At 55.6% G+C, this 21,676-nt stretch carries 19 protein-coding genes and 1 riboswitch; of the genes, 9 read left to right on the top strand and 10 right to left on the bottom strand.

The annotated features are described in order from the left end of the window. Window positions 1-49 precede the first annotated feature (49 nt). Complete coding sequence (locus AC1UKS_RS03385; protein ID WP_482435730.1) at window positions 50-1,066, top strand: hypothetical protein; 1,017 nt, start codon at window positions 50-52, stop codon at window positions 1,064-1,066. A 22-nt stretch (window positions 1,067-1,088) separates the two neighbouring features. On the opposite strand, the gene ygiD is transcribed toward AC1UKS_RS03385, so the two are convergent. Then, entirely contained in the window at window positions 1,089-1,874 is a 786-nt protein-coding gene (ygiD, locus tag AC1UKS_RS03380; RefSeq protein ID WP_482435728.1) for a 4,5-DOPA-extradiol-dioxygenase, read from the bottom strand. Between the two features lie 195 nt (window positions 1,875-2,069). Between ygiD and zupT the strand changes: the two genes are divergently transcribed. Further along, complete coding sequence (gene zupT / locus AC1UKS_RS03375) at window positions 2,070-2,837, top strand: zinc transporter ZupT (protein WP_482435726.1); 768 nt, start codon at window positions 2,070-2,072, stop codon at window positions 2,835-2,837. 86 nt (window positions 2,838-2,923) lie between these two features. On the opposite strand, the gene ribB is transcribed toward zupT, so the two are convergent. Continuing rightward, window positions 2,924-3,580, bottom strand: coding sequence for a 3,4-dihydroxy-2-butanone-4-phosphate synthase (gene ribB, locus AC1UKS_RS03370; protein ID WP_482435723.1), 657 nt, complete (start codon window positions 3,578-3,580; stop codon window positions 2,924-2,926). Window positions 3,581-3,687: 107 nt separating this feature from the next. Next, window positions 3,688-3,840, bottom strand: a riboswitch (FMN riboswitch). Between the two features lie 147 nt (window positions 3,841-3,987). Between ribB and ubiK the strand changes: the two genes are divergently transcribed. Then, window positions 3,988-4,284, top strand: a complete 297-nt coding sequence (gene ubiK, locus AC1UKS_RS03365; RefSeq protein WP_053144859.1) for a ubiquinone biosynthesis accessory factor UbiK — start codon at window positions 3,988-3,990, stop codon at window positions 4,282-4,284. A gap of 73 nt (window positions 4,285-4,357) precedes the next feature. Here ubiK and hldE read toward each other — a convergent pair whose 3' ends face one another. From hldE to AC1UKS_RS03350, 3 genes are all read right to left on the bottom strand, one after another. Then, window positions 4,358-5,785 (bottom strand): bifunctional D-glycero-beta-D-manno-heptose-7-phosphate kinase/D-glycero-beta-D-manno-heptose 1-phosphate adenylyltransferase HldE, encoded by a 1,428-nt coding sequence (gene hldE / locus AC1UKS_RS03360; RefSeq protein WP_482435720.1) that lies wholly within the window; start codon window positions 5,783-5,785, stop codon window positions 4,358-4,360. Between the two features lie 119 nt (window positions 5,786-5,904). Beyond that, window positions 5,905-8,739, bottom strand: a complete 2,835-nt coding sequence (gene glnE, locus AC1UKS_RS03355; protein WP_482435718.1) for a bifunctional [glutamate--ammonia ligase]-adenylyl-L-tyrosine phosphorylase/[glutamate--ammonia-ligase] adenylyltransferase — start codon at window positions 8,737-8,739, stop codon at window positions 5,905-5,907. Window positions 8,740-8,801: 62 nt separating this feature from the next. Beyond that, on the bottom strand, window positions 8,802-10,106 hold the full coding sequence (locus tag AC1UKS_RS03350; RefSeq protein WP_482435716.1) for a CYTH domain-containing protein: 1,305 nt from the start codon (window positions 10,104-10,106) through the stop codon (window positions 8,802-8,804). A 271-nt stretch (window positions 10,107-10,377) separates the two neighbouring features. Here AC1UKS_RS03350 and AC1UKS_RS03345 point away from each other — a divergent pair, with 271 nt between their 5' ends. Beyond that, the gene (locus tag AC1UKS_RS03345; protein ID WP_482435714.1) at window positions 10,378-10,998 is read left to right on the top strand and encodes a TIGR04211 family SH3 domain-containing protein; all 621 of its coding nucleotides are present in this window, start codon (window positions 10,378-10,380) and stop codon (window positions 10,996-10,998) included. A gap of 139 nt (window positions 10,999-11,137) precedes the next feature. After that, window positions 11,138-12,364 carry a multifunctional CCA addition/repair protein gene (locus tag AC1UKS_RS03340; RefSeq protein ID WP_482435712.1) on the top strand — a complete coding sequence of 409 codons (1,227 nt, stop codon included), beginning with the start codon at window positions 11,138-11,140 and terminating at the stop codon, window positions 12,362-12,364. Between the two features lie 49 nt (window positions 12,365-12,413). On the opposite strand, the gene bacA is transcribed toward AC1UKS_RS03340, so the two are convergent. Next, complete coding sequence (gene bacA / locus AC1UKS_RS03335; RefSeq protein WP_013203889.1) at window positions 12,414-13,232, bottom strand: undecaprenyl-diphosphate phosphatase; 819 nt, start codon at window positions 13,230-13,232, stop codon at window positions 12,414-12,416. Window positions 13,233-13,375: 143 nt separating this feature from the next. Then, window positions 13,376-13,735, bottom strand: a complete 360-nt coding sequence (gene folB / locus AC1UKS_RS03330; protein WP_053144869.1) for a bifunctional dihydroneopterin aldolase/7,8-dihydroneopterin epimerase — start codon at window positions 13,733-13,735, stop codon at window positions 13,376-13,378. Window positions 13,736-13,842: 107 nt separating this feature from the next. Here folB and plsY point away from each other — a divergent pair, with 107 nt between their 5' ends. Continuing rightward, entirely contained in the window at window positions 13,843-14,451 is a 609-nt protein-coding gene (plsY, locus tag AC1UKS_RS03325) for a glycerol-3-phosphate 1-O-acyltransferase PlsY (RefSeq protein WP_053144871.1), read from the top strand. Between the two features lie 100 nt (window positions 14,452-14,551). Here the strand turns inward: plsY and tsaD are convergent, their stop codons facing one another. Continuing rightward, entirely contained in the window at window positions 14,552-15,571 is a 1,020-nt protein-coding gene (tsaD, locus tag AC1UKS_RS03320) for a tRNA (adenosine(37)-N6)-threonylcarbamoyltransferase complex transferase subunit TsaD (RefSeq protein ID WP_482435709.1), read from the bottom strand. Window positions 15,572-15,873: 302 nt separating this feature from the next. Here tsaD and rpsU point away from each other — a divergent pair, with 302 nt between their 5' ends. The 3 genes from rpsU (at window position 15,874) to rpoD (ending at window position 20,022) form a co-directional block, all read left to right on the top strand. Continuing rightward, a complete protein-coding gene (gene rpsU, locus AC1UKS_RS03315) occupies window positions 15,874-16,089 on the top strand; it encodes a 30S ribosomal protein S21 (RefSeq protein WP_001144069.1) in 216 nt (71 codons plus the stop codon). 112 nt (window positions 16,090-16,201) lie between these two features. Next, window positions 16,202-17,947, top strand: coding sequence for a DNA primase (gene dnaG / locus AC1UKS_RS03310; protein WP_265909646.1), 1,746 nt, complete (start codon window positions 16,202-16,204; stop codon window positions 17,945-17,947). Between the two features lie 236 nt (window positions 17,948-18,183). Next, entirely contained in the window at window positions 18,184-20,022 is a 1,839-nt protein-coding gene (rpoD, locus tag AC1UKS_RS03305; RefSeq protein ID WP_013203894.1) for an RNA polymerase sigma factor RpoD, read from the top strand. A gap of 72 nt (window positions 20,023-20,094) precedes the next feature. Here the strand turns inward: rpoD and mug are convergent, their stop codons facing one another. Together mug and AC1UKS_RS03295 are read right to left on the bottom strand one after the other, a co-directional pair. Beyond that, window positions 20,095-20,613 carry a G/U mismatch-specific DNA glycosylase gene (gene mug / locus AC1UKS_RS03300; RefSeq protein WP_482436873.1) on the bottom strand — a complete coding sequence of 173 codons (519 nt, stop codon included), beginning with the start codon at window positions 20,611-20,613 and terminating at the stop codon, window positions 20,095-20,097. Between the two features lie 37 nt (window positions 20,614-20,650). Next, the gene (locus tag AC1UKS_RS03295; RefSeq protein ID WP_482435705.1) at window positions 20,651-21,607 is read right to left on the bottom strand and encodes a YncE family protein; all 957 of its coding nucleotides are present in this window, start codon (window positions 21,605-21,607) and stop codon (window positions 20,651-20,653) included. Window positions 21,608-21,676 lie beyond the last annotated feature (69 nt).

Below are 21,676 nucleotides of genomic sequence, written 5' to 3'. Positions count from 1 at the left end.
TTAATGGCCGAGGCTCCATTAATTAACTGATGTAAAGGAACTACGATAAATGAAAAAACACCTGAAAAGAAAAATTACCTTTGGCCTTTTCACCTTAATACTCTCATTTAATGCCGCCGCACTTGAATGCTATATTGGTAATGTTTCAGATGAAAGTCAGGAGATTGGCAAACTGGTCCTGCTTTCTGGCACTCAGAATGGCAGCCGGGTATGGGAATCAAAAGAGTATGTTCGGAATATTACTTGCTCAACGGGAATTCAGGAAAATGTCTATTTTTATCCTTTCCCCAAAATAAAAAGCCAGACTATGCCTTCTGGAGTGAAGATGGGGCTAATATATGACGGAAAGGATCTCGGTACCTTTGATGAAAGTTCCGGAAATGGCAATTTAAGCACGAAAATTGATACGGACTGGACGATTAACAGAACTACCGCAACCCGCACATTCAAAATCCAGGCCTATCTGATAAAAACCGGGGAAATAGATACCAGTAACGTTTCAGGCGCGATACATCTCTTTCAGCTGGATGGCAAAGGGGGATTAAACACCGCCTCTGGTGCAAAGAATTATAAGTTCAGTCTGTCACAGTGGGATCAAACCGGGACGGTAAGCTGCTCCCATACGGTTTCCAACACCGCCTTCCGTCTTGCTGTTGCCACAGATCAAGCCCTGGCAACATCATCAACCCTCAGTGCAAAACCGGTGGTGAATGTCACCTGTACCTCGGATGCTTCAGGGCTGGCTAATTTGCTGTCCAGTGTCACCGGCAATTTTGCCCTTACAGGCAGCGCGATGGCTAACCGAAGCGACCATTACGGCACTGACAAAGATGGATTTGGCTATGCGGTCACTTTCAATGGAACCGCTGTCATCCCCGGTCAAACAGTGCCGCTAACGATCCCGCTGAGCGGTGGGAAGGCAGCCTACTCCGTACCTCTGGGACTGGAACCAAGGCTGGATGAAATAACACTGAATAGCCCCGCCTGGATATTCAGCGATACGGAGAAAGAGGTGAAAGCCACCGCGACGCCGGTTTTCACCGCGCTTTCAGTTAATACCAACTAATAGTGGCGAATTAACAACAGGCTTAGCCCACCTGCACCGACAGCATACTGAGCGAAGACATCACTAAACCATCCACCGGAATAGAGACCTCTTCACCCGGCAAACGGGCACCCAGCACGTAGAGCAGTGGTAAATAGTGTTCTGGCGTCGGGTTGGATAACGCAGCGCCGCTGTGCTGGCTAAAGTTCACCAGCGGATGCTGCTCTGCTTCCCCTTCCCAGCTCAAGTTTTCCCGCACGTAGTCGTTGAAGGAAGATGCCCACGGGTAAGGCTCAGCATTGCCTTCCCAACGCACCATCCGCAGGTTATGCACCACGTTGCCACTGGCGACAATCATTACGCCCTGCTCACGCAGTGCCGCGAGCTTGCGGCCCAGTTCAAAGTGATAAGCCGGCGGTTGTGTACCGTCGACGCTCAGCTGAACCACAGGAATATCGGCTTCAGGGTACATCTTGATCAGTACCCCCCATGAACCGTGGTCAAAACCCCACTCCTGATCCAGGCGAACATCGTAAGGTGTCAGCGCGTCAACAACCTGGCGGGCCAGGTCCGGTGAACCCGGTGCCGGATAAGTGGTGTCAAATAGCGCCTGAGGGAATCCGCCAAAATCATGAATGGTTCTTGGCTTTTCCATCGCGGTGACCGCCGTGCCGCGGGTGTACCAGTGTGCGGAGACTGCAACGATAGCTTTAGGGCGCGGTAAGGTTTGGCCCAGCTTACGCCAGGTTTCGGTATAAACATTCTCTTCCAGCACGTTCATTGGGCTGCCATGGCCAAGAAAAAGTGCGGGCATACGTGACTGACTCATAGTGGTTCCCCTGAAGATGTCGGCTTAACGATCGCTACATTACGCCCTTTCTACAGGGGATGAACCCGGATAACGGTGATGAAGATATTCAAGAAATTTGAACAGCAAAAAATACAAATCCTGACGTTACAACTGATTATTTTTTGATAAGGTATAGCAAAGGCTATACCTTATACTTTCCTTCAGGAGGTCACCTTGTCCGTGCCATTAATACTGACTTTACTCGCCGGTGGCGCGACCTTTATTGGTGCGTTTCTGGGTGTTGTCGGCCAGAAACCGTCGAACCGGGTTCTGGCGTTTGCGCTGGGTTTTGCTGCCGGAATTATGCTGCTGATTTCGCTGATGGAGATGCTGCCAGCGGCGCTGCACGCTGAAGGCATGTCTCCTGTATTGGGTTACGGCATGTTTGTGGTTGGGCTATTGGGCTACTTCGCGCTAGATCGCATGTTGCCCCACCAGCATCCACAGGATCTGCTGGCCGGCGGCCAACCTCCCCGTAACCTTCGGCGCACGGCGATCTTGCTGACGCTCGGCATCAGCCTGCATAATTTTCCAGAAGGTGTGGCAACCTATGTCACCGCGAGTAGTGACCTCGAAATGGGCTTAGGCATCGCGCTGGCCGTTGCCATCCACAATATTCCTGAAGGACTTGCCGTCGCCGGGCCAATGTATGCCGCAACGGGTTCAAAAAGGAAGGCGATCTTCTGGGCAGGCGTGTCAGGCATGGCCGAAATCCTGGGTGGCGTGCTGGCCTTCCTGGTGCTCGGTCCACTGGTGTCGCCAGTGATGATGGGCGCGGTGATGGCGACCGTGGCAGGGATTATGGTGGCGCTGTCAGTCGATGAGCTGATGCCGCTGGCGAAAGAGATCGATCCGAAAAGTAATCCCAGCTATGGCGTGCTGTGCGGGATGGCGGTGATGGGCCTAAGCCTGACCCTGCTGCAAAGCAGCGGATTAAGTTAAAGCCATGGTTTAGTTAAAGCAGCGGCTTAAGTTCGGGCATAAAAAAACCTGGTGACAGGCACCCGGTTTTTTTTATCGTAAGGCAATTAGCTGGCCTGACGAGCCTCGTTGCTACGGCGATAAGCCACCAAATCTTCGATGGTCACCACCGGCATATTCTGCTGCTTAGCAAACACGATAGCTTCTGGCGCATGGGCCATGGTGCCATCATCGTTGGTCAGTTCACACAGTACACCCGCCGGTTTGAAGCCGGCCAGCGTCACCAGATCGATAGTTGCTTCAGTATGACCGCCGCGCGTCAGCACGCCACCTTCGCTGGCGCGAAGTGGGAACACATGGCCAGGGCGATTCAGGTCAGAAGGTTTGGCATTGTCGGCGATAGCCGCACGGATGGTGGTCACGCGATCTTTAGCCGAAACGCCGGTGGTCACCCCCTCCGCCGCTTCAATGGTCACGGTGAAGCCGGTGCCGTAAGCACTGGTATTGGTTTCAACCATCATTGGCAGCTCAAGCTGACGACGACGCTCTTCGGTCAGACACAGGCAGACAATGCCGCTGCCGTGGCGAATGGTCAGTGCCATTTGTTCAACGGTCATGGTTTCGGCGGCAAAGATCATGTCGCCTTCGTTTTCACGATCTTCATCGTCCAACACCATCACACCGCGCCCGTCGCGCAAGGCGGCGATAGCACGTTCTACACGCTCTTCAGGCGTGCCAAATTCAGAAAGTAGCGTCTGATTCATGGTAATAAAACCTTATAAAATGTATGGGTTACCAGAATCAGGGCGTGCTTAGGAGTGTCATGCAGTGACAAAAAATAACGGCGCGGCGGGCAAAGCCCGGCCTGATACGTTACTCTCTCCCATCCGGACTTTAACCGTCGGCCCCGGAGTTACACCGGGTCTGCTGACCTTCAAACCGGGAGGTCTGAAGCGCTCGCGGGCTTTCGGCATGACGCCGATTTACCGCCGGTGGGGAATTACGCCCCGCCCTGAGAATAAGCCTGCTTACTATAACGCCGTTAAAAAGCCAGGGCAACGAACAAAATGTGCCTTTAGTTTGGCATTTTTCTGCTTTGCTTATTTCTGGTTTATCCTTTCGGATTATCGCATTACACTTAAAGAAACTTTGCCGCCACCAGGAAGCCGCTATGATTGACCCCAAAAAAATTGAACAACTCGCCCGTCAGGTTCACGAATCCATGCCAAAAGGCATCCGTGAGTTCGGCGACGATGTTGAGAAAAAAATCCGTCAGACGCTGCAATCGCAGCTGACCCGTCTAGATTTGGTCAATCGCGAAGAGTTTGATGTGCAGACTCAGGTGTTATTACGCACCCGTGAAAAGCTGGCTGCGCTGGAGCAACGCCTGGCCGAGCTGGAAAGCCGTGGCGCGCCTGCTGCACCTGCTGCGCCTGCTGACGTGATTAAAACCGAAGATATGCAGTAATTCTCTGGTTTTAAGCTAAAAAAAGGGGCGATCTCAGATCGCCCCTTTTTTCTTTCTGACCTGAGTCAGCGCATCAATCTTTCGATTTAATGGCTTTGATAATGTTGCTGGTGGAGATGCCATCTTCGAAATTCAGCACCCGCACTTCACCACCGTTGGCCCAGACCTCTTCACTGCCAGCAATATCTTCCGGCTTGTAGTCCCCACCTTTCACCAACAGGTCCGGCAACACATCAGCAATCACGCGCTGCGGCGTGTCTTCCTCAAACGGTACCACCCAGTCGACGGCTTCCAGCGCGCCCAGCACAATCATGCGGTTGATTAGCGGATTGATCGGACGGGTTTCGCCTTTCAGCCGTTTGGTCGAGGCATCGCTGTTAACCGCAACAATCAGGCGATCGCCCAGCTTACGGGCGTTGGCCAGATAGGAAACGTGGCCGGCGTGCAGAATGTCGAAGCAGCCGTTGGTCATCACCACCTTCTCACCGCGACGACGGGCCAGGGCGACGGCTTCTTTCAGCTGCGCTTCGTCCATTACGCCAAAACCTGACTCCGGACGGGCACGGATGGCGTTTTCCAGTTCAACCGGCGACACGGTAGAGGTCCCCAGCTTACCGACCACCACCCCCGCAGCCGCGTTGGCCAGGAAGCAGCTCTCTTCCAGCGTATTACCCGCCGCCAGCGCCGCCGCCAGCACGCCAATCACCGTATCACCGGCACCGGTCACGTCATACACTTCCTGTGCCTGAGTCGGCAGATGGAACGGCTTTTTGCCCGGTTGTAGCAGCGTCATACCGTTCTCTGAACGCGTTACCAGCAAGGCAGACAGATCGAACTGCGCCATCAGCGCCATGCCGCGATCAACAATCTCGGCTTCGTCGGCACATTTGCCGACCACGGCTTCAAACTCAGAGAGATTTGGCGTCAGAATGGTGGCACCGCGATACCGCTCAAAGTCAGTGCCTTTCGGATCGACCAGCACCGGCACATTGGCCTCGCGGGCGATCTGAATAATGGTTTCTACGCTGGCCAACGCCCCTTTGGCGTAGTCAGACAGCACCAGCGCGCCCGCTTTCGGCAGGCCCTGACGGATACGCTCATGCAGCGGCTCAGGATCGACGCCTTCAAAACCTTCTTCAAAATCCAGGCGGATCAGCTGCTGGTTACGCGACAAAACGCGCAACTTAGTGATAGTGGGATGGGTGGCAACCGCAACGAAGTCACACTGCACGTTAACGCCACTCAGGCTGGCGTCCAGCGCGCGGGCGGCATCATCAATACCGGTTAATCCCACCAGACGTGAGCCTGCGCCCAGTGAGGCGATGTTCATCGCCACGTTAGCCGCGCCGCCAGGACGCTCCTCAACGTTATCCACTTTTACGACCGGAACCGGGGCTTCAGGGGAGATGCGGCTGGTTGGGCCGTACCAGTAGCGATCCAGCATCACGTCGCCAACAACCAGAACACCCGCACGGTTAAAATCGGGCAGCGTAATTTTCATTCCAGACACTCCAGGCTGAAGTCAAAAATAGTGCGCGGGATGATAGCACAAGCTGACAATCCCGCACATTCACCCGTCATCTTACACGCTATCGCTTGCAAACCCGGGCAAGCAGCAGATTAACTGCCGAACCAGTGCAGCCAGCTGTTGTTGACCACGCTCTTCTCCGCGCTGAACGCATCCGGCGAGACATGACCCGGCAACGCCTGCAACGCAAGGTGGTGCAGCGCGTCACGTAGCGTGACGTAAGCCTGGGTCAGCGCCTTCGCTTCTTCGCTGCTCATCCGGTCATTATTGGCCATCAGCTCCAGAATACGCACGTTATCGGACCAGCGGGTCAGCTTCGGTTCACTGGCGGCATAGCGTAAGACCAGGTATTGCGTAATGAATTCAATATCGGTGATGCCGCCCCGATCGGCTTTCAGATCCCAGCGCCCTTTATGCTTATTGCCAAGGTGCGCGCGCATTTTCTCACGCATCTCGCGCACGTCGATCTTCAGCTTATCGGCCTCACGCGGCAGGCACAGGATGCCCCGGCGGATATCATCAAAGCGCTGGCTCAGCGCCGCCTCGCCAAATACGATGCGCGCGCGCACCAGCGCCTGATGCTCCCAGGTCCAGGCTTCATTGCGCTGGTAGTCGTCAAAGGCGTCAAAGGTACTGACCAGCATGCCCGCCGCACCGGATGGACGCAGCCGCGCATCCACTTCATACAGAATGCCGGACGAGGTGCGGGTACTGAACAGGTGCATAACACGCTGCGCCAGACGCAGATAGAACTGCCTGCCATCAATACTGCGCTCGCCGTCGGTCACCGCATCGGCCGGGCAATCATGCAGGAACACCAGGTCCAGATCCGAGCTGTAGCCCAGCTCCCAGCCTCCCAGCTTGCCGTAACCCACCACGGCAAACCCGCGTTCCTGAAGCTGAGTCAGGTGCGAAGGACGGCCATAACGCTGAACCATCATCTGCCAGGCCTGCTGCACCACCTGCTCGATCATCGCTTCTGCCAGCCAGGTCAGATGATCGCTGACTTTCATCACCGGCAACGTGCCGGCAATATCTGCCGCCGCAATGCGCAAATGCTGGGCCTGCTTAAATTGACGCAACGCTTCCAGCTGCTGCTCCTCATCCTCTTCCGGGATGCGCAGCAGATACTGGCGCAGCTCATCACGATAGGCATCTGTGGCGGTTGGTTGATACAGCGTGGCCGGATCGAGCAGTTCATCGAGCAGTAACGGATAGCGCGCCAGCTGGCTGGCCACCATTGGCGACGCCGCACACAGGCGGATAAGGTGCTTTAACGCGCCGTGATACTCGGTCAGCAGCTCCAGATAGGTGGTTCGCGTTACCACGCCCAGCAGCAGCGGCGTCAGGCGGCTTAAGGCAACGGCGGCATCATCGCGCGGGCAGACTTCACTCAGTAGACGCGGCATCAGCTGATCGAGCGCCTGCCGTCCACGCGGGCCAATGGTGCGTTTATCGACATCCTGACGGAAGTCGTTGATGGTTTGCAGCAGACGCTGACGCGCCTCGCTATCAAGGTGCGGAACCAGCGGCGCAAGTTCGGCCTCTTCCAGTCGATCTTGCCAAAGCACGCCATAATCATCGGCTTCTTTATTGCCGCCGGTTTCCGGAGTGTCATCGCCAATCAGGTCATCGAAAATCGCCCGCACCGCGGCCATATGCTCCTCAAGCTGGCGGGTGAGCTCAGCCCAATCATCCACGCCCATCGCCCAGGCCAGACGCTCGCGGTTTAACGCGTCCGCCGGCAGCGTCTGGGTCTGTTCGTCGTTAATGCTTTGCAGCAGATTTTCCAGACGACGCAGATAGAGATAGGCCTCACCGAGCTGCCCGACCTGTTCGGCAGGCAGCAAATTCAGCTCGCCAATGGCCTGCAAGGTGGGTAAAAGCGCGCGCAGCTGCAGCGAACGCTCGCGCCCGCCACGGATCAGCTGGAACACCTGCACAATGAATTCCGTTTCGCGAATGCCGCCTGCGCCCAACTTGATGTTGTCGGTCAGGCCGCGCCGCCGGACTTCACGGGCGATCATGCTTTTCATATTTCGCAGCGACTGGATCACGCTGAAGTCGATGTAGCGGCGGTAGATAAAGGGCCGCAGCATCTGCTGTAATTCCTGGCTCCAGCGATCGTCCGTCCCGCCCATCAGGCGCGCTTTGACCATCGCATAGCGCTCCCAGTCGCGTCCCTGCTCCTGGTAATAATCTTCCAACGCGGCAAAGCTCAATACCAGCGGGCCGCTGTCACCAAAGGGCCGCAGGCGCATATCAACGCGATAGACGAAGCCGTCTACCGTCGGTTGATCGAGCACTTTGATCAGACGCTGGCCAAGCCGCGTGAAGAACTGGGCATTATCCAGCTCACGGCGTCCGCCGGTGGTGGTACCATTTTCAGGCCAGGTGAAAATCAGGTCGATATCAGAAGAGAAATTCAGCTCGCCGCCGCCCAGCTTGCCCATGCCGAGGATCAGCAGCGGCTGCGGCTCACCGGCGGCATTGACCGGCGTGCCGAATTCACGGCTGCAGGCCAGCCATAGCCAGTCACGGGCGGCGACAATCAGGGTTTCTGCCAGTTCGCTCAGCTGCTTCAGCGAGTCTTGCGTACTGCTGGTTGCCAGCGTCTGCATCCAGGCAATACGCGTCAACATCTGTCGCCGGAACAGGCGCAGTTCACGCATCAAGGCATTTTCATCCGCCACCCCCGCCAGTTTTTCTGCCAGCCAGGCCGGATAGTGTTGCCACTCGTCCGGCGCGGGCGCCTGCTCCTGCAGCGATTGCCACCAGTCAGGATGGCGCGCCAGGTTATCCTGCACAAAATCACTGAAGGCCAGCACGCCCTGCTGTCCGGCGCTCAGTTCTCCCCACGTCGGGCTAAGCTGTTGGGCCTGTGCTGCCAGCAACGGCGGCAGGATTTGAGTAAGCGATGGCGACATAAAAACTCCCTGTGAGCAGCGTGAATTCTCTCTGTTCTCTAAACGCGACGGGCAAACTAAAATCAGACGGTGCCGTTTTTCCAGAAGGCCGGTTGCTTAACCGCCTGACGACAATGACCTTCCAGCCAGATTTCCTGACCGCTTTCGATCGCCTGCGCCAGCTGCTGCCAGCTTTGCATCCAGGCATCGACCGTCTCAGCGTCGTAGCCACCGGACAGTAAACGGGCGGCCAGCAGCTGACGATGCAAACGGGTCAATTTATCCTGATATTCATTCATCTGACGCACATCGCCGAAGGTTTCTTTCAAATCGGCGGCAATTCTGCCGAGCATAATGTCGCAGAAGCGCTTGAACGATCCCTGCAGCTTGGCATCGCCTTTCGCGTCGATAAACCCGCGCCAGCGCTCGGTAACAATCCAGTTAGTAAGTGCTAACTGGGTATCCAGAGAGAGCGTGCTGAAACAGAGCGCTTCGGCCTTAACTTCATCTTCCCGCAGCGCCTCCTCCAGCCCGGTTAAGGAGTGGCGCAGCTCATTGCTGGCTTTACGCGGCACCAGTGAACCAAACAGGGAGAAAGTCTGGCGCAGGGTTTCAAGCGCCTGCTGCACTTCATGCTGAGCCGCGCGGTTGCCGCGGAGCCACAGCTCTTCGTGATACTGCCACTGGCTCAGCGCCAGGGTGAACGCCGCCAGCATCGCCTGCTCTACCGTGGCTTTCGGTGCCACCTTCATTACTTTCAGCGGGCGCAGTTCGCGGGTTGGATTGCCTTTGGCCAGCGCGTATCCGCGGGCGGCTTTGCTCAGGCTACCCAGACGCAGTCCGCCCATATTTGCCAGTTCAGTCGCAAAGGCCAACAGGTCATCACGTTCACCGGTTTTCAGTTCCAGTTCAATTTCATTCAGCGGTTCGCTCAACTCACCGGCGGTGACATCGCCGCGATCAAATGCAACTTCAATCTCGCTTTCCCGGTAAGTAACCACCCACTTTTCACGAACGAAATGGGTGCTGAACAGCGGCTGCAACTGCTGCTGCAGCGCGGCCAGATCGCAGCCTTGCGGCCAGATCTCTGCCGGCAACAGGGTAATGTCCAGCTCGGGTTTGGCCAGCGCCACATTGTATTCCGGGCGCTGATGCAGGCCACCAATGGTCTGCCCTGCTGTCTTCAGCGTCATTTCATAGCTGTCGCCGAAGCCACGAATGCGCAGCCCCATATCCCAACCGCGCAACTGGCCGTCGGCCGTTTCGAAATAGATATTGGTGAGTTTCTGCGGGGCAGAGTGCTGATGTGGCCAGTTTGCCAGCTGTGCAGGCAATTTTTCGGCGGCTTCGGAGGTGGCGATGAACTTTAATTCGATTTCGATGGTCATATTTTCTTAACCAGATAATTAGCGGTACGGTAAAGGGCTTTTGGCGCGACTTTGCCGCTCATTTCATCAATGGGGCACACGGTGGCCAGATATGACGTGAAGAGTAATGCAGAATCGCCGTGGCTGTCTTGGCTTTCTTCTCTATTTCGCGTCTGCTCGCGTCGGCCCTCGCAGAGCGCTGAGACCAGGAAAGTTCTCATTCAGCTTTCTGCGAGCCAGCTCCAGACTGTTCCATTACTTTTGTCCAGGATCCATGTAAAAAAGACATCGAATGAAAAAAACTCAGCTTATTGGCCTCACTTTACTGACTTTTAGCGTAGCAGCATCCGTTCATGCCCAAGAAAAACGCTATATCTCCGACGAACTTTCCACCTGGGTTCGCAGTGGTCCCGGTGACAATTTCCGCCTTGTCGGCACCCTGAATGCCGGCGAAGAAGTCCAGCTGCTGCAATCGAATGACAGCACGCATTATGCGCAGATCCGCGACTCAAACGGCCGCACCACCTGGATCCCGGAATCCCAGCTGAGCCAGCAGCCAAGCCTGCGTACCCGCGTGCCGCAGCTGGAACAGCAGGTCAAAGACCTGACTGACAAGCTGGCAAACATTGATGGCAGCTGGAACCAGCGCACCGCCGAGATGCAGAAGAAAGTGGCCGGTAGCGATGGCGCCATCAACAGCCTGAAGGACGAGAATCAAAAGCTGAAAAACGAACTGGTTGTGGCACAGAAAAAAGTGAGTGCCGCCAACGTTCAGCTTGATGATAAGCAGCGCACCATCATTATGCAGTGGTTTATGTACGGCGGCGGCGTGGCCGGTGTCGGCCTGCTGCTGGGTCTGCTGTTACCGCATATGATCCCCAGCCGTAAAAAGAAAGATCGCTGGATGAACTAACCCTTCACCGGTCAGCATCAGGGCATCCATTGATGCCCTTTTTGTCGTGCCTGTCATTCAGCAAACCTGACCCGCAAAGGTGGGAGAGGATCACCACATCTAGTATGATGACTGAAACGTTTAACTCAGGAGCGTGGTAGTGGAGACTTACCTTGTCGGTGGCGCGGTACGCGACGCACTGTTAAATCTGCCGGTCAAAGACAAAGATTGGGTCGTGGTGGGCGCCTCTCCGGAAGAGATGCTCAGCCAGGGTTACGAGCAGGTTGGCCGTGACTTCCCGGTTTTTCTGCATCCTGAAACCCATCAGGAGTACGCGCTTGCGCGCACCGAGCGCAAAAGCGGCAGTGGCTACACCGGTTTTGTCTGCTATTCCGCCCCGGATGTGACCCTTGAGCAGGATTTACAGCGCCGCGATCTGACCATTAATGCCATTGCCCAGGATGAACAGGGCCGCTTATACGACCCCTATGGCGGCAAAGCGGACCTTGATCAGCGTCTGTTGCGCCATGTTTCCGCGGCCTTTAACGAAGATCCGCTGCGTGTACTGCGCGTGGCGCGATTTGCCGCGCGTTTTGCCCATCTGAATTTTGTGGTGGCGGAAGAGACCCAGGCGCTGATGCGCTGGATGGCAGAGAGCGGCGAGTTGAACACGCTGACGCCAGAAAGGGTGTGGAAGGAGACGGAAAAGGCGCTGGAAACCCGCAACCCGCAGGTCTACTTCCAGGTGCTGAGAGACTGCGGTGCTTTAGCGGTGCTGTTCCCGGAGCTGGACAATCTCTACGGCGTGCCCGCGCCGGCCAAATGGCATCCTGAAATCGATACCGGCATTCATACGCTGATGACGCTGGCTATTGCCGCCCAGCTCAGCCCGGATATCGCTGTCCGCTTTGCCACCCTGTTCCACGACGTCGGCAAGGCGCTGACGCCACCGGAGAAGTGGCCGAGCCATCACGGTCACGGCCCCGCCGGCGTCCCGTTGGTTGCCGCCTTATGCCAGCGTCTGCGGGTGCCGAATGCGATTCGCGATCTCGCCCTGCTGGTCACCGAATTTCACGATCTGGTGCATACCGTGGAACGTCAGAGCGCGGAAACCCTGGTAGCGCTGTTTGATCGTATTGATGCCTGGCGTAAACCCCAGCGGGTGGAGCAAATTGCGCTGACCAGCGAAGCGGATGCCCGTGGGCGCACCGGTTTTGAGAGCAATGCGTATCCGCAGGGTGATTATCTGCGTCAGGCGTTTGAGGTGGTGTTAAGCGTGTCGACCAGGGAGGTGGTGGCAGCCGGATTTAAGGGTATTGAGGTCCGGGAGGAGCTAAACAGAAGGCGCATTGCCGCGCTGGAACAGTGGAAGCAACAGCAGGATTAAGATCCCGAAGCGGCCTGGGCAGGCCGACTCCGGGACAATGCGCGCTTAACTACACAAAGATCATGTAGACCGCAGCGGCCACAATAAAGCGGTAAATCGCAAACGGCACGAACGAGATGCGCTTAATCAGGTTGAGGAACACCTTGATGGCAATCAGCGCAACCACGAAGGCGGTCAGGAAGCCCACCGCAAACATCGGCAGATCGGCCATGCTCAGGAAGCCAATACTCTTGTAGAGATCCAGCACGGTGGCACCCATCATCATTGGCACGGCCAGGATGAAGGAGAACTCTGAAGCCGCATAACGACTCACGCCCATCAGCATACCGCCTGAAATGGTCGCGCCCGAGCGGGAGAAGCCAGGCCACAGCGCCAGACACTGGAAGCAGCCGATCACGAACGCCTGACGATAGGTCATATCATCCACGCCAACCGCTTTCGGGTTTTTAGGCTTCAGGTATTCCGCCGCCAGCAGCAACACGCCACCCACCACCAACGCGTACATCACGTTAATCGGGTTAAACAGCTCTTTGATTTTATCGTGGAAAATCAGACCGATAACCACGGCCGGCACCATACCCAACAGGATGTGGATCAGGGTCAGATGACCTTTGCCAGTGCCTTCATGCGGCACTTTGCCAAAATGGATGCCGATTAAACCAAACAGTCGACGCCAGAACATCACTACAACAGCTAAGATTGAACCCAGCTGGATAACAACCTCAAAGGTGTCCGCCTTGTCGCCTTCAAATCCTAACAAATGACCGACGATGATCATGTGCCCGGTGGAGGAGACCGGAAGAAACTCCGTTAACCCCTCAACAATGCCGAGTATTGCTGCCACCCATAGCTGATGAATATCTGCCATCCAATCTACCTCTATCCGTATAAAAAACATTAAAAAGGCGGTTGCTTAACGCTCCCGCCAAATTGTGCCCAGGTTGAGTTAGGCCAACCTTAAGACAGAGCATAATGTGGTTTGGTTTCACCGTGATGGCAATCACATTGAGTTTATTTCGGATTAGTCCCGCGTTCGATGATCACCCCAACCTGCGCTGCCTGGGCCACTGCGCCTGGCTTACTGAGCTTGATTCGCACCCATGGCGAGTTGAATCGGGTCAGCAACAGCGCTGCCACTTCTTCCGCCACGCGCTCAACCAGCGCAAAGCGGCCACCGGCAACGTGATTAATAATGGCCTCAGACACATCGGCGTAGCTCAGGCAGTCGTTTACATCATCACTGGCGGCGGCTTTGCGGTTGTCCCAGGCCATTTCGACATCGAACACCAGCTTCTGCTGAATGGTTTGTTCCCAGTCGAAAGCACCAATGGTGGTGATGACCGTGAGCTGTTCAATAAATACAATATCCATGATGGCCGTCTCTGTTTTTGTGGTTGCCGGATACCACTTCCGGCGGATTATGCGTATTATCCACGGATGACGAGAACAAAACGACCCCTACTGGATGGAACGGTGTTATGAGTGTATTCGCGCTTGGTATGATTCTTTTCGCGTATCTGTGCGGCTCCATTTCCAGCGCGATCCTGGTTTGCCGACTGTTCAGACTGCCGGACCCGCGACTTAATGGTTCCGGTAATCCCGGTACGACAAATGTGCTGCGTATTGGCGGGAAGACCCCGGCAGCGATGGTATTGGTGTTTGATGTTCTGAAAGGCATGCTGCCGGTCTGGCTGGCTTATCACTATGGCGTTTCGCCACTCTATCTCGGCCTCATCGCCATTGCCGCCTGCCTCGGTCATATCTATCCGGTGTTTTTCCACTTTAAAGGTGGAAAAGGCGTGGCGACAGCCTTTGGTGCCATTGCGCCGATTGGCTGGGACTTAACCGGGCTGATGACCGGCACCTGGCTGCTGACCGTGCTGTTGAGCGGCTACTCCTCCCTTGGCGCGATTATCAGCGCACTGATTGCCCCCTTCTACGTCTGGTGGTTCAAACCCCAGCTGACCTTCCCGGTCGCCATGCTCTCGTGCCTGGTGCTGCTGCGCCATCACGACAATATTCAGCGTCTGTGGCGTGGGCAGGAAACGAAGATCTGGAAGAAGAAAAAGAAGAAACCTGACGCCTGAGAACGCAGGGCAAAGCCATCGCCCGGGCGGGTATTAAAGGATTTATTGCGTCATCCGTAACGCCTCTGCCATCACCGACTAATGATGGCAGAGTGGACCACTACGCCTGGATGGCAGGCAGTTCCGCCAGCGGCCAGCGCGGACGTACTGTCACGCTCAACTCGCCCCGCGTTCCGCCTTTCATCCGCACCATACCCGCGTAGGCAATCATCGCGCCATTGTCGGTGCAGAACTCCGGTCGCGCATAAAACACTTCCCCGCCGCGCGCCTTCATCACCTCCGCCATTTTGCTGCGCAGCGTGCGGTTAGCACTGACGCCACCGGCAATCACCAGGCGTTTAAAGCCGGTCTGCTCCAACGCGCGCTTGCATTTGATCGCCAGCGTATCAACCACCGCATCCTCAAAAGCACGGGCGATATCAGCACGGGTCTGATCGTCATCGCTGTTTTCACGGATGGTGTTGGCCGCAAAGGTTTTCAGCCCCGAAAAGCTGAAATCCAACCCAGGGCGATCGGTCATCGGACGCGGGAAGATAAAGCGCTTTTCGGTGCCCTGCTGGGCCATTTTCGACAGCATTGGGCCGCCAGGATAATCCAGCCCCAACAGTTTGGCGGTTTTATCAAAGGCTTCACCTGCCGCATCGTCCACTGACTCGCCCATCAGGCTGTATTCGCCAATACCGGTCACGCTGATTAACTGGGTGTGACCACCCGATACCAGCAAGGCAACAAAGGGGAATTCCGGCGGATCATCTTCCAGCATCGGTGCCAGCAGATGGCCTTCCATATGATGAACCGGGATCGCCGGCACATCCCAGGCAAAGGCCAGCGAACGGCCGATAGTGGCCCCGACCAGCAGCGCGCCGACCAGACCGGGACCGGCGGTATAGGCCACCGCATCAATGTCTTTGGCCTGCAATCCGGCTTCTTTTAACGCCGCCTGGATCAGCGGTACGGTTTTACGCACGTGATCGCGCGACGCCAGTTCCGGCACCACACCGCCGTAATCGGCATGCAGTTTGACCTGGCTGTAAAGTTGATTGGCGAGCAAACCGGCGGTTTCGTCGTAAATGGCGATTCCGGTTTCATCGCAGGATGTTTCAATTCCGAGCACACGCATGACTTTATTTACCTCATTCTGGCGGCGCGCAGTGTACCATGAAGGCCGCTGCCGTTCGGCAATTTTGCAACGAAAAACGTGACTCCCTGAAAAAGCTGGGGAAAATATTTTCGCGACCGCCTTCCCTTTGATGTATACTCCTTGGCCTGAAAAAACCGGCAGTGGCACAGGCGCATCTGTTGGTAAGTTAATGCTATGGTGCTTTACAACGCTGCCTGTGTTGGAGTAAAATTCCGCACCATTTTGAAACAAGCTGGCACCGACGTCAGCAACAAAACCGATTTTATCGAGGTGAGAGTTACATGCCGGTAATTAAAGTACGTGAAAACGAGCCATTTGACGTAGCACTGCGTCGCTTCAAGCGTTCTTGCGAGAAAGCAGGCGTTCTGGCTGAAGTTCGTCGTCGTGAGTTTTATGAAAAACCGACTACCGAACGTAAGCGCGCTAAAGCGTCAGCAGTTAAACGCCACGCGAAGAAACTGGCTCGCGAAAACGCACGCCGCACTCGTCTGTACTAGTCGTTGGGGGCTCGCCCTCACGTATTACAGATAAGTAAGTAGTTAAGAAGGCCGTGCTTTCCGAAAGGAATGCGCGGCTTGTTCTCGTTTATGCACTGATAAACCGGGGCCTATGGCTGGACGAATTCCACGTGTATTTATCAATGACTTGCTGGCGCGCACGGACATCGTGGACCTCATCGATGCACGGGTAAAGCTGAAGAAGCAGGGCAAGAACTACCACGCGTGCTGTCCTTTCCATAACGAAAAAACCCCCTCTTTCACCGTGAACGGTGAGAAACAGTTCTACCACTGCTTCGGCTGTGGCGCCCACGGCAATGCTGTCGACTTCCTGATGAACTACGATCGTCTGGAGTTTGTGGAAAGCATCGAAGAGTTGGCAACGCTATACGGATTAGAAGTGCCGTACGAAAGCGGAACCGGCCCGAGCCAGTTAGAGCGCCATCAGCGTCAGAGCCTTTATCAATTGATGGGCGGCCTGAATGAGTTTTATCAGCAGGCGCTGTCACAGAGTCAGTCTTCAGGCGCGCGCGAGTATCTTGCCAATCGCGGACTGAGTGACGCTGTCATCAAGCACTTTTCTATCGGCTATGCCCCTGCAGGCTGGGATAACGCCCTGAAGCGCTTCGGTCGCAATCAGGACGATCGCCAGTCATTAATCGATGCGGGCATGTTGGTCACCAACGACCAGGGCCGCAGTTACGATCGTTTTCGCGAACGGGTGATGTTCCCGATCCACGACAAGCGCGGGCGGGTAATAGGATTTGGCGGTCGCGTGTTAGGCGACGGGATGCCGAAATACCTCAACTCCCCCGAAACCGATATTTTTCATAAGGGTCGTCAGTTATACGGCCTGTATGAAGCGCAAAAGAATCATCCCGAACCGGCGAAGTTACTGGTGGTTGAAGGCTATATGGATGTGGTGGCGCTGGCGCAGTTTGGCATTGATTATGCCGTTGCCTCGCTGGGAACCTCGACCACACCAGAGCATATTCAGCTGCTGTTCCGCACCACCGACACGGTTATTTGCTGTTATGACGGCGACAGAGCAGGCCGCGAAGCCGCCTGGCGCGCGCTGGAAACCGCATTACCTTACATGAATGACGGTCGTCAGCTACGCTTTATGTTTCTGCCTGATGGTGAAGACCCGGATACGCTGGTGCGTAAAGAGGGTAAAGAGGCCTTTGAAGCCCGGATGGAGCAGGCGATGCCGCTCTCCGCGTTCCTGTTTGACTCTTTACTGCCGCAGGTTGATTTGCGATCGCCAGATGGTCGCGCGCAGTTGAGCACCCTGGCGTTACCGTTGATTACCCAGGTGCCTGGCGAAACGTTACGCATTTATTTGCGTCAGGAGCTGGGCAACAAGCTGGGCATTCTGGACGACAGCCAGTTGGATAAGCTGATGCCGAAGCTGGGCGATAAAGCCCGGCCTCCTCAGCAGCCCCAGCTCAAACGCACAACCATGCGTATACTGATTGGACTGCTGATCCAGAATCCGGCGCTGGCCACTACCGTGCCGCCACTGGAAGGATTAGAAGCGTCAGATCTGGCCGGATTCCCACTATTTGTGGAGTTAGTGAGCACTTGCGTTGCTCATCCTGGCCTGACCACCGGACAGCTACTAGAGTTGTATCGTGGAACAAATTTTAGCCAGAGCCTTGAAACTCTGGCCACATGGAACCACATGATCGTAGAAGATGAAGTGGAAACCATGTTTCAGGACTCCCTGGCCAGCATGTATGACGCGGCGCTGGAACGCCGGCTCGAAGAGCTGATTGCGCGCGACCGCACACATGGTCTGAACTCGGAAGAACGCCGCGAGTTCTGGACGCTGAGCCAGGCCTTAGCCAGGAAATAAGAAGCTGGCTTTTTTGAGTCTGTTTGCCGAATTTAAGAAGCGTATATCGGCAAAGCCAGATAGCTTCAATACAGAATATGTAACGAACACTGCGGCTTAAGTGCCGATAATCCGCCAGGTCGAGCCTGGCAGCCGCTTGGATGGGCAGCGGCATAAATCTAACGCCCTCACTGTTATTGTTGGCTTGTTAGCCGACCGACACCAATCTAATTTAACAGAAGTGTGGATACCGTCTTATGGAGCAAAACCCGCAGTCACAGCTTAAGCTTCTTGTCACCCGTGGTAAAGAGCAAGGCTATCTGACCTATGCCGAGGTCAATGACCATCTGCCGGAAGATATCGTCGACTCCGATCAGATCGAAGACATCATTCAGATGATCAACGACATGGGCATCCAGGTTGTAGAAGAAGCGCCTGATGCCGACGATCTGATCCTCAACGAAAACAGCAGCGACACTGACGAAGATGCCGCCGAAGCCGCCGCTCAGGTGCTGTCCAGCGTTGAATCTGAAATCGGGCGTACCACTGACCCGGTGCGTATGTACATGCGCGAAATGGGTACCGTTGAACTTCTGACCCGCGAAGGCGAAATCGACATCGCTAAGCGTATCGAAGACGGTATCAACCAGGTTCAGTGCTCCGTTGCCGAATATCCGGAAGCTATTACCTATTTGCTGGAACAGTATGACCGTGTTGAAGCGGGCGAAGCACGCCTGTCAGACATGATCACCGGCTTTGTCGATCCTAACGCTGAAGCAGAAATTGCCCCTACCGCCACCCACGTGGGCTCTGAGCTTTCTGAAGCAGAACGTAACGACAACGACGAAGAAGAAGAAGACGAAGACGACGCGGAAGATGACAACAGCATCGACCCGGAACTGGCGCGCGAGAAGTTCAACGACCTGCGTGTTCAGTACGAGAAAGCGCGTACCGTTATCAAAGCTAAAGGCCGCAGCCACGCTGATGCCGCCGCTGAGATCCAGAATCTTTCAGACGTCTTTAAGCAGTTCCGCCTGGTGCCGAAGCAGTTCGACTTCCTGGTCAACAGCATGCGCATCATGATGGATCGCGTTCGTACGCAAGAACGCCTGATCATGAAGTTCTGTGTTGAAATCTGCAAAATGCCGAAGAAGAACTTCATCACCCTGTTCACCGGCAACGAAACCAGCGAAACCTGGTTCAAAGCCGCGCTGGCAATGAATAAACCATGGTCCGAGAAGCTGAAAGACGTCGCCGATGACGTGCAGCGCGGCCTGATGAAGCTCGGACAGATTGAGCAAGAGACCGGCCTGACCATCGAGCAGGTTAAGGACATCAACCGTCGTATGTCTATCGGTGAAGCGAAAGCCCGCCGTGCGAAGAAAGAGATGGTTGAAGCGAACTTACGTCTGGTTATCTCGATTGCCAAGAAGTACACCAACCGTGGTCTGCAGTTCCTGGATCTGATTCAGGAAGGTAACATCGGTCTGATGAAAGCCGTTGATAAGTTTGAATATCGCCGCGGTTATAAGTTCTCGACTTATGCCACCTGGTGGATCCGTCAGGCTATCACCCGCTCCATCGCTGACCAGGCGCGCACCATCCGTATTCCGGTGCATATGATTGAGACCATCAACAAACTCAACCGTATTTCCCGCCAGATGCTGCAGGAAATGGGGCGCGAGCCGACGCCGGAAGAACTGGCCGAACGCATGCTGATGCCAGAAGATAAAATCCGTAAGGTGCTGAAAATCGCTAAAGAGCCGATCTCTATGGAGACGCCGATTGGTGATGACGAAGATTCGCATCTGGGTGATTTCATCGAAGATACCACGCTGGAGCTGCCGCTGGATTCTGCGACCTCCGAGAGCCTGCGCTCTGCCACGCACGATGTGCTGGCTGGCCTGACCGCGCGTGAAGCGAAAGTACTGCGTATGCGTTTCGGTATCGATATGAATACCGACCACACGCTGGAAGAAGTCGGCAAGCAGTTTGACGTAACCCGTGAGCGTATTCGTCAGATTGAAGCGAAGGCGCTGCGTAAACTGCGTCATCCGAGCCGCTCTGAAGTGCTGCGCAGCTTCCTGGACGATTAATCGTTCCTTAAGCGCCAGTAAAAAAGCCCCTGCATGCAGGGGCTTTTTTTATGCCTGAAGCCGGGCAGCGCCCTAACGGCCTCGTGCCGCAAGGGCAGTATCCAACTCGCGGTAAGCGGCCGCCAGCTGCTCCTGAGACGCCCGGTTCAGCCCGCTGGGATTCGGCAGCACCCACACTTCGGTGTCGCCAATGGTTTGCGGCTGCCTGCCCCACTCCACCTTACTGACCCGGAACGCCTGCTGGTAAGCCTGCTTGCCCAGCACCGCCAGCGCATCAGGCTGATACTGCTGCACCTTCTCTATCAGCGCTATGCCGCCGTCACGCAGCTCCATGCCGGACAGCTCGGTCGCCTCTTTGGTTGGCCGCTCCACCAGCATGGTGATGCCGCAGCCGGTCTCCAGCAGCTGCATCTCCTCTTCCGGCTTCAGCTGCCTGACGGTGAATCCCGCCTGCCAGATGGTCTTCCAGAAGCGGTTGCCGTTATGGGCAAAATGAAAGCCCTTATGGGCGGAGGATTTTCCCGGATTGATGCCGCAAAAAATCACCCGCAGGCCCGGTGCCAGAATATCGGTAATATTATGCTCGTCGATCTCACTCACTGATTATCTTCTCTTCCAAATGCCGCGTTTATTCTGCTAACGCATAATAGCTCAATACTTCACAACCTCGCCCGACAGACGGCGTAGCGGTCACGGACAGGCTGGCAATATCAATGACGCTCAGGGTGCCATCATCTTCGTTAGCAATCAGCAGCGTGCGGTTGTCGGGGCTGAAACAGCCGTCCATCGGCTTATTGCCCACCGCCACCTGACCGAGCGGATTCAGCTCACCGTCGAACAGGCTGATCACCGGCTCCTGATCGCCAATCACCACCAGCAAAGAGCCATCCTCACTGAAGCGGACAATCTGTGACGCCTTCTGGTGGCCGGTCAGCGGCAAGGTGCGGATAAGCTGATGGCTCTCCGCATCCAGCACATACAGACGCGGCTGGTCGCCATCGGTTGCAACGATCGCCGGATGGCATGGCGATGCCGCAATCCCGTTAATTGGCCCCGGCATCGCAATATTGTCTACCACCTGGCCTTTGCCGTTTTCAAGTGCCACCACGGTTATTGAGGCATCTTCTTCGTTGTCGGTAAACAGCTTGCGGCCGGAAGGCAGGATGGTCAGGCGATGGGTATTGTGCGAAGGCACCGCAATCTGGCTGACGATCTTATCGGTATTGGGGTCGATCGCCAGGATCGTCGCGCTGTTTTCACAGCACTGATAGACATAGCCATCGCTTGCCAGCCGCGAAGTATGCGGCGACTCCAGCGGGCTGACGTCAATAAATCCGCTGACCTGGCGGGAGATCAGATCGATCACCGCAATTTTGTGGCCTGGATGGGGATTATCACCGTGGATGCCATCACCAAAGATCGGCACATAGGCTTTTTGCTGCTGCGGCAGGATCAGTAACTCGTGGGGACGCGGAGGGAAAGCATTAAGCTCCTGCTCGACGGCAAAAGTCTCCGGATTGAGGAACAGCACGTTACTGCCCTGCTTATCCACTGCGATCAAACCATAGCGAGTGGCCGACGTCATACACACCTCCAGTAAAATGAACGTTTCATTTAAGGGTAGCGCATAACGTCGTCAAGTTTTGCGGGAAAA

This window comes from Erwinia sp. AK-PDG3-5 (genome assembly GCF_056821705.1).
This window is presented reverse-complemented; position numbering and strand designations above follow the sequence as displayed.

Excerpts from the sequence above, each read along its gene's own strand:
- AC1UKS_RS03385 (WP_482435730.1), top strand. The coding sequence starts at position 50 with ATGAAAAAACACCTGAAAAGAAAAATTACCTTTGGCCTTTTCACCTTA.
- ygiD (WP_482435728.1), bottom strand. The coding sequence starts at position 1,874 with ATGAGTCAGTCACGTATGCCCGCACTTTTTCTTGGCCATGGCAGCCCA.
- ribB (WP_482435723.1), bottom strand. The coding sequence starts at position 3,580 with ATGAATCAGACGCTACTTTCTGAATTTGGCACGCCTGAAGAGCGTGTA.
- ubiK (WP_053144859.1), top strand. The coding sequence starts at position 3,988 with ATGATTGACCCCAAAAAAATTGAACAACTCGCCCGTCAGGTTCACGAA.
- hldE (WP_482435720.1), bottom strand. The coding sequence starts at position 5,785 with ATGAAAATTACGCTGCCCGATTTTAACCGTGCGGGTGTTCTGGTTGTT.
- glnE (WP_482435718.1), bottom strand. The coding sequence starts at position 8,739 with ATGTCGCCATCGCTTACTCAAATCCTGCCGCCGTTGCTGGCAGCACAG.
- AC1UKS_RS03350 (WP_482435716.1), bottom strand. The coding sequence starts at position 10,106 with ATGACCATCGAAATCGAATTAAAGTTCATCGCCACCTCCGAAGCCGCC.
- AC1UKS_RS03345 (WP_482435714.1), top strand. The coding sequence starts at position 10,378 with ATGAAAAAAACTCAGCTTATTGGCCTCACTTTACTGACTTTTAGCGTA.
- bacA (WP_013203889.1), bottom strand. The coding sequence starts at position 13,232 with ATGGCAGATATTCATCAGCTATGGGTGGCAGCAATACTCGGCATTGTT.
- folB (WP_053144869.1), bottom strand. The coding sequence starts at position 13,735 with ATGGATATTGTATTTATTGAACAGCTCACGGTCATCACCACCATTGGT.
- plsY (WP_053144871.1), top strand. The coding sequence starts at position 13,843 with ATGAGTGTATTCGCGCTTGGTATGATTCTTTTCGCGTATCTGTGCGGC.
- tsaD (WP_482435709.1), bottom strand. The coding sequence starts at position 15,571 with ATGCGTGTGCTCGGAATTGAAACATCCTGCGATGAAACCGGAATCGCC.
- rpsU (WP_001144069.1), top strand. The coding sequence starts at position 15,874 with ATGCCGGTAATTAAAGTACGTGAAAACGAGCCATTTGACGTAGCACTG.
- dnaG (WP_265909646.1), top strand. The coding sequence starts at position 16,202 with ATGGCTGGACGAATTCCACGTGTATTTATCAATGACTTGCTGGCGCGC.
- rpoD (WP_013203894.1), top strand. The coding sequence starts at position 18,184 with ATGGAGCAAAACCCGCAGTCACAGCTTAAGCTTCTTGTCACCCGTGGT.
- AC1UKS_RS03295 (WP_482435705.1), bottom strand. The coding sequence starts at position 21,607 with ATGACGTCGGCCACTCGCTATGGTTTGATCGCAGTGGATAAGCAGGGC.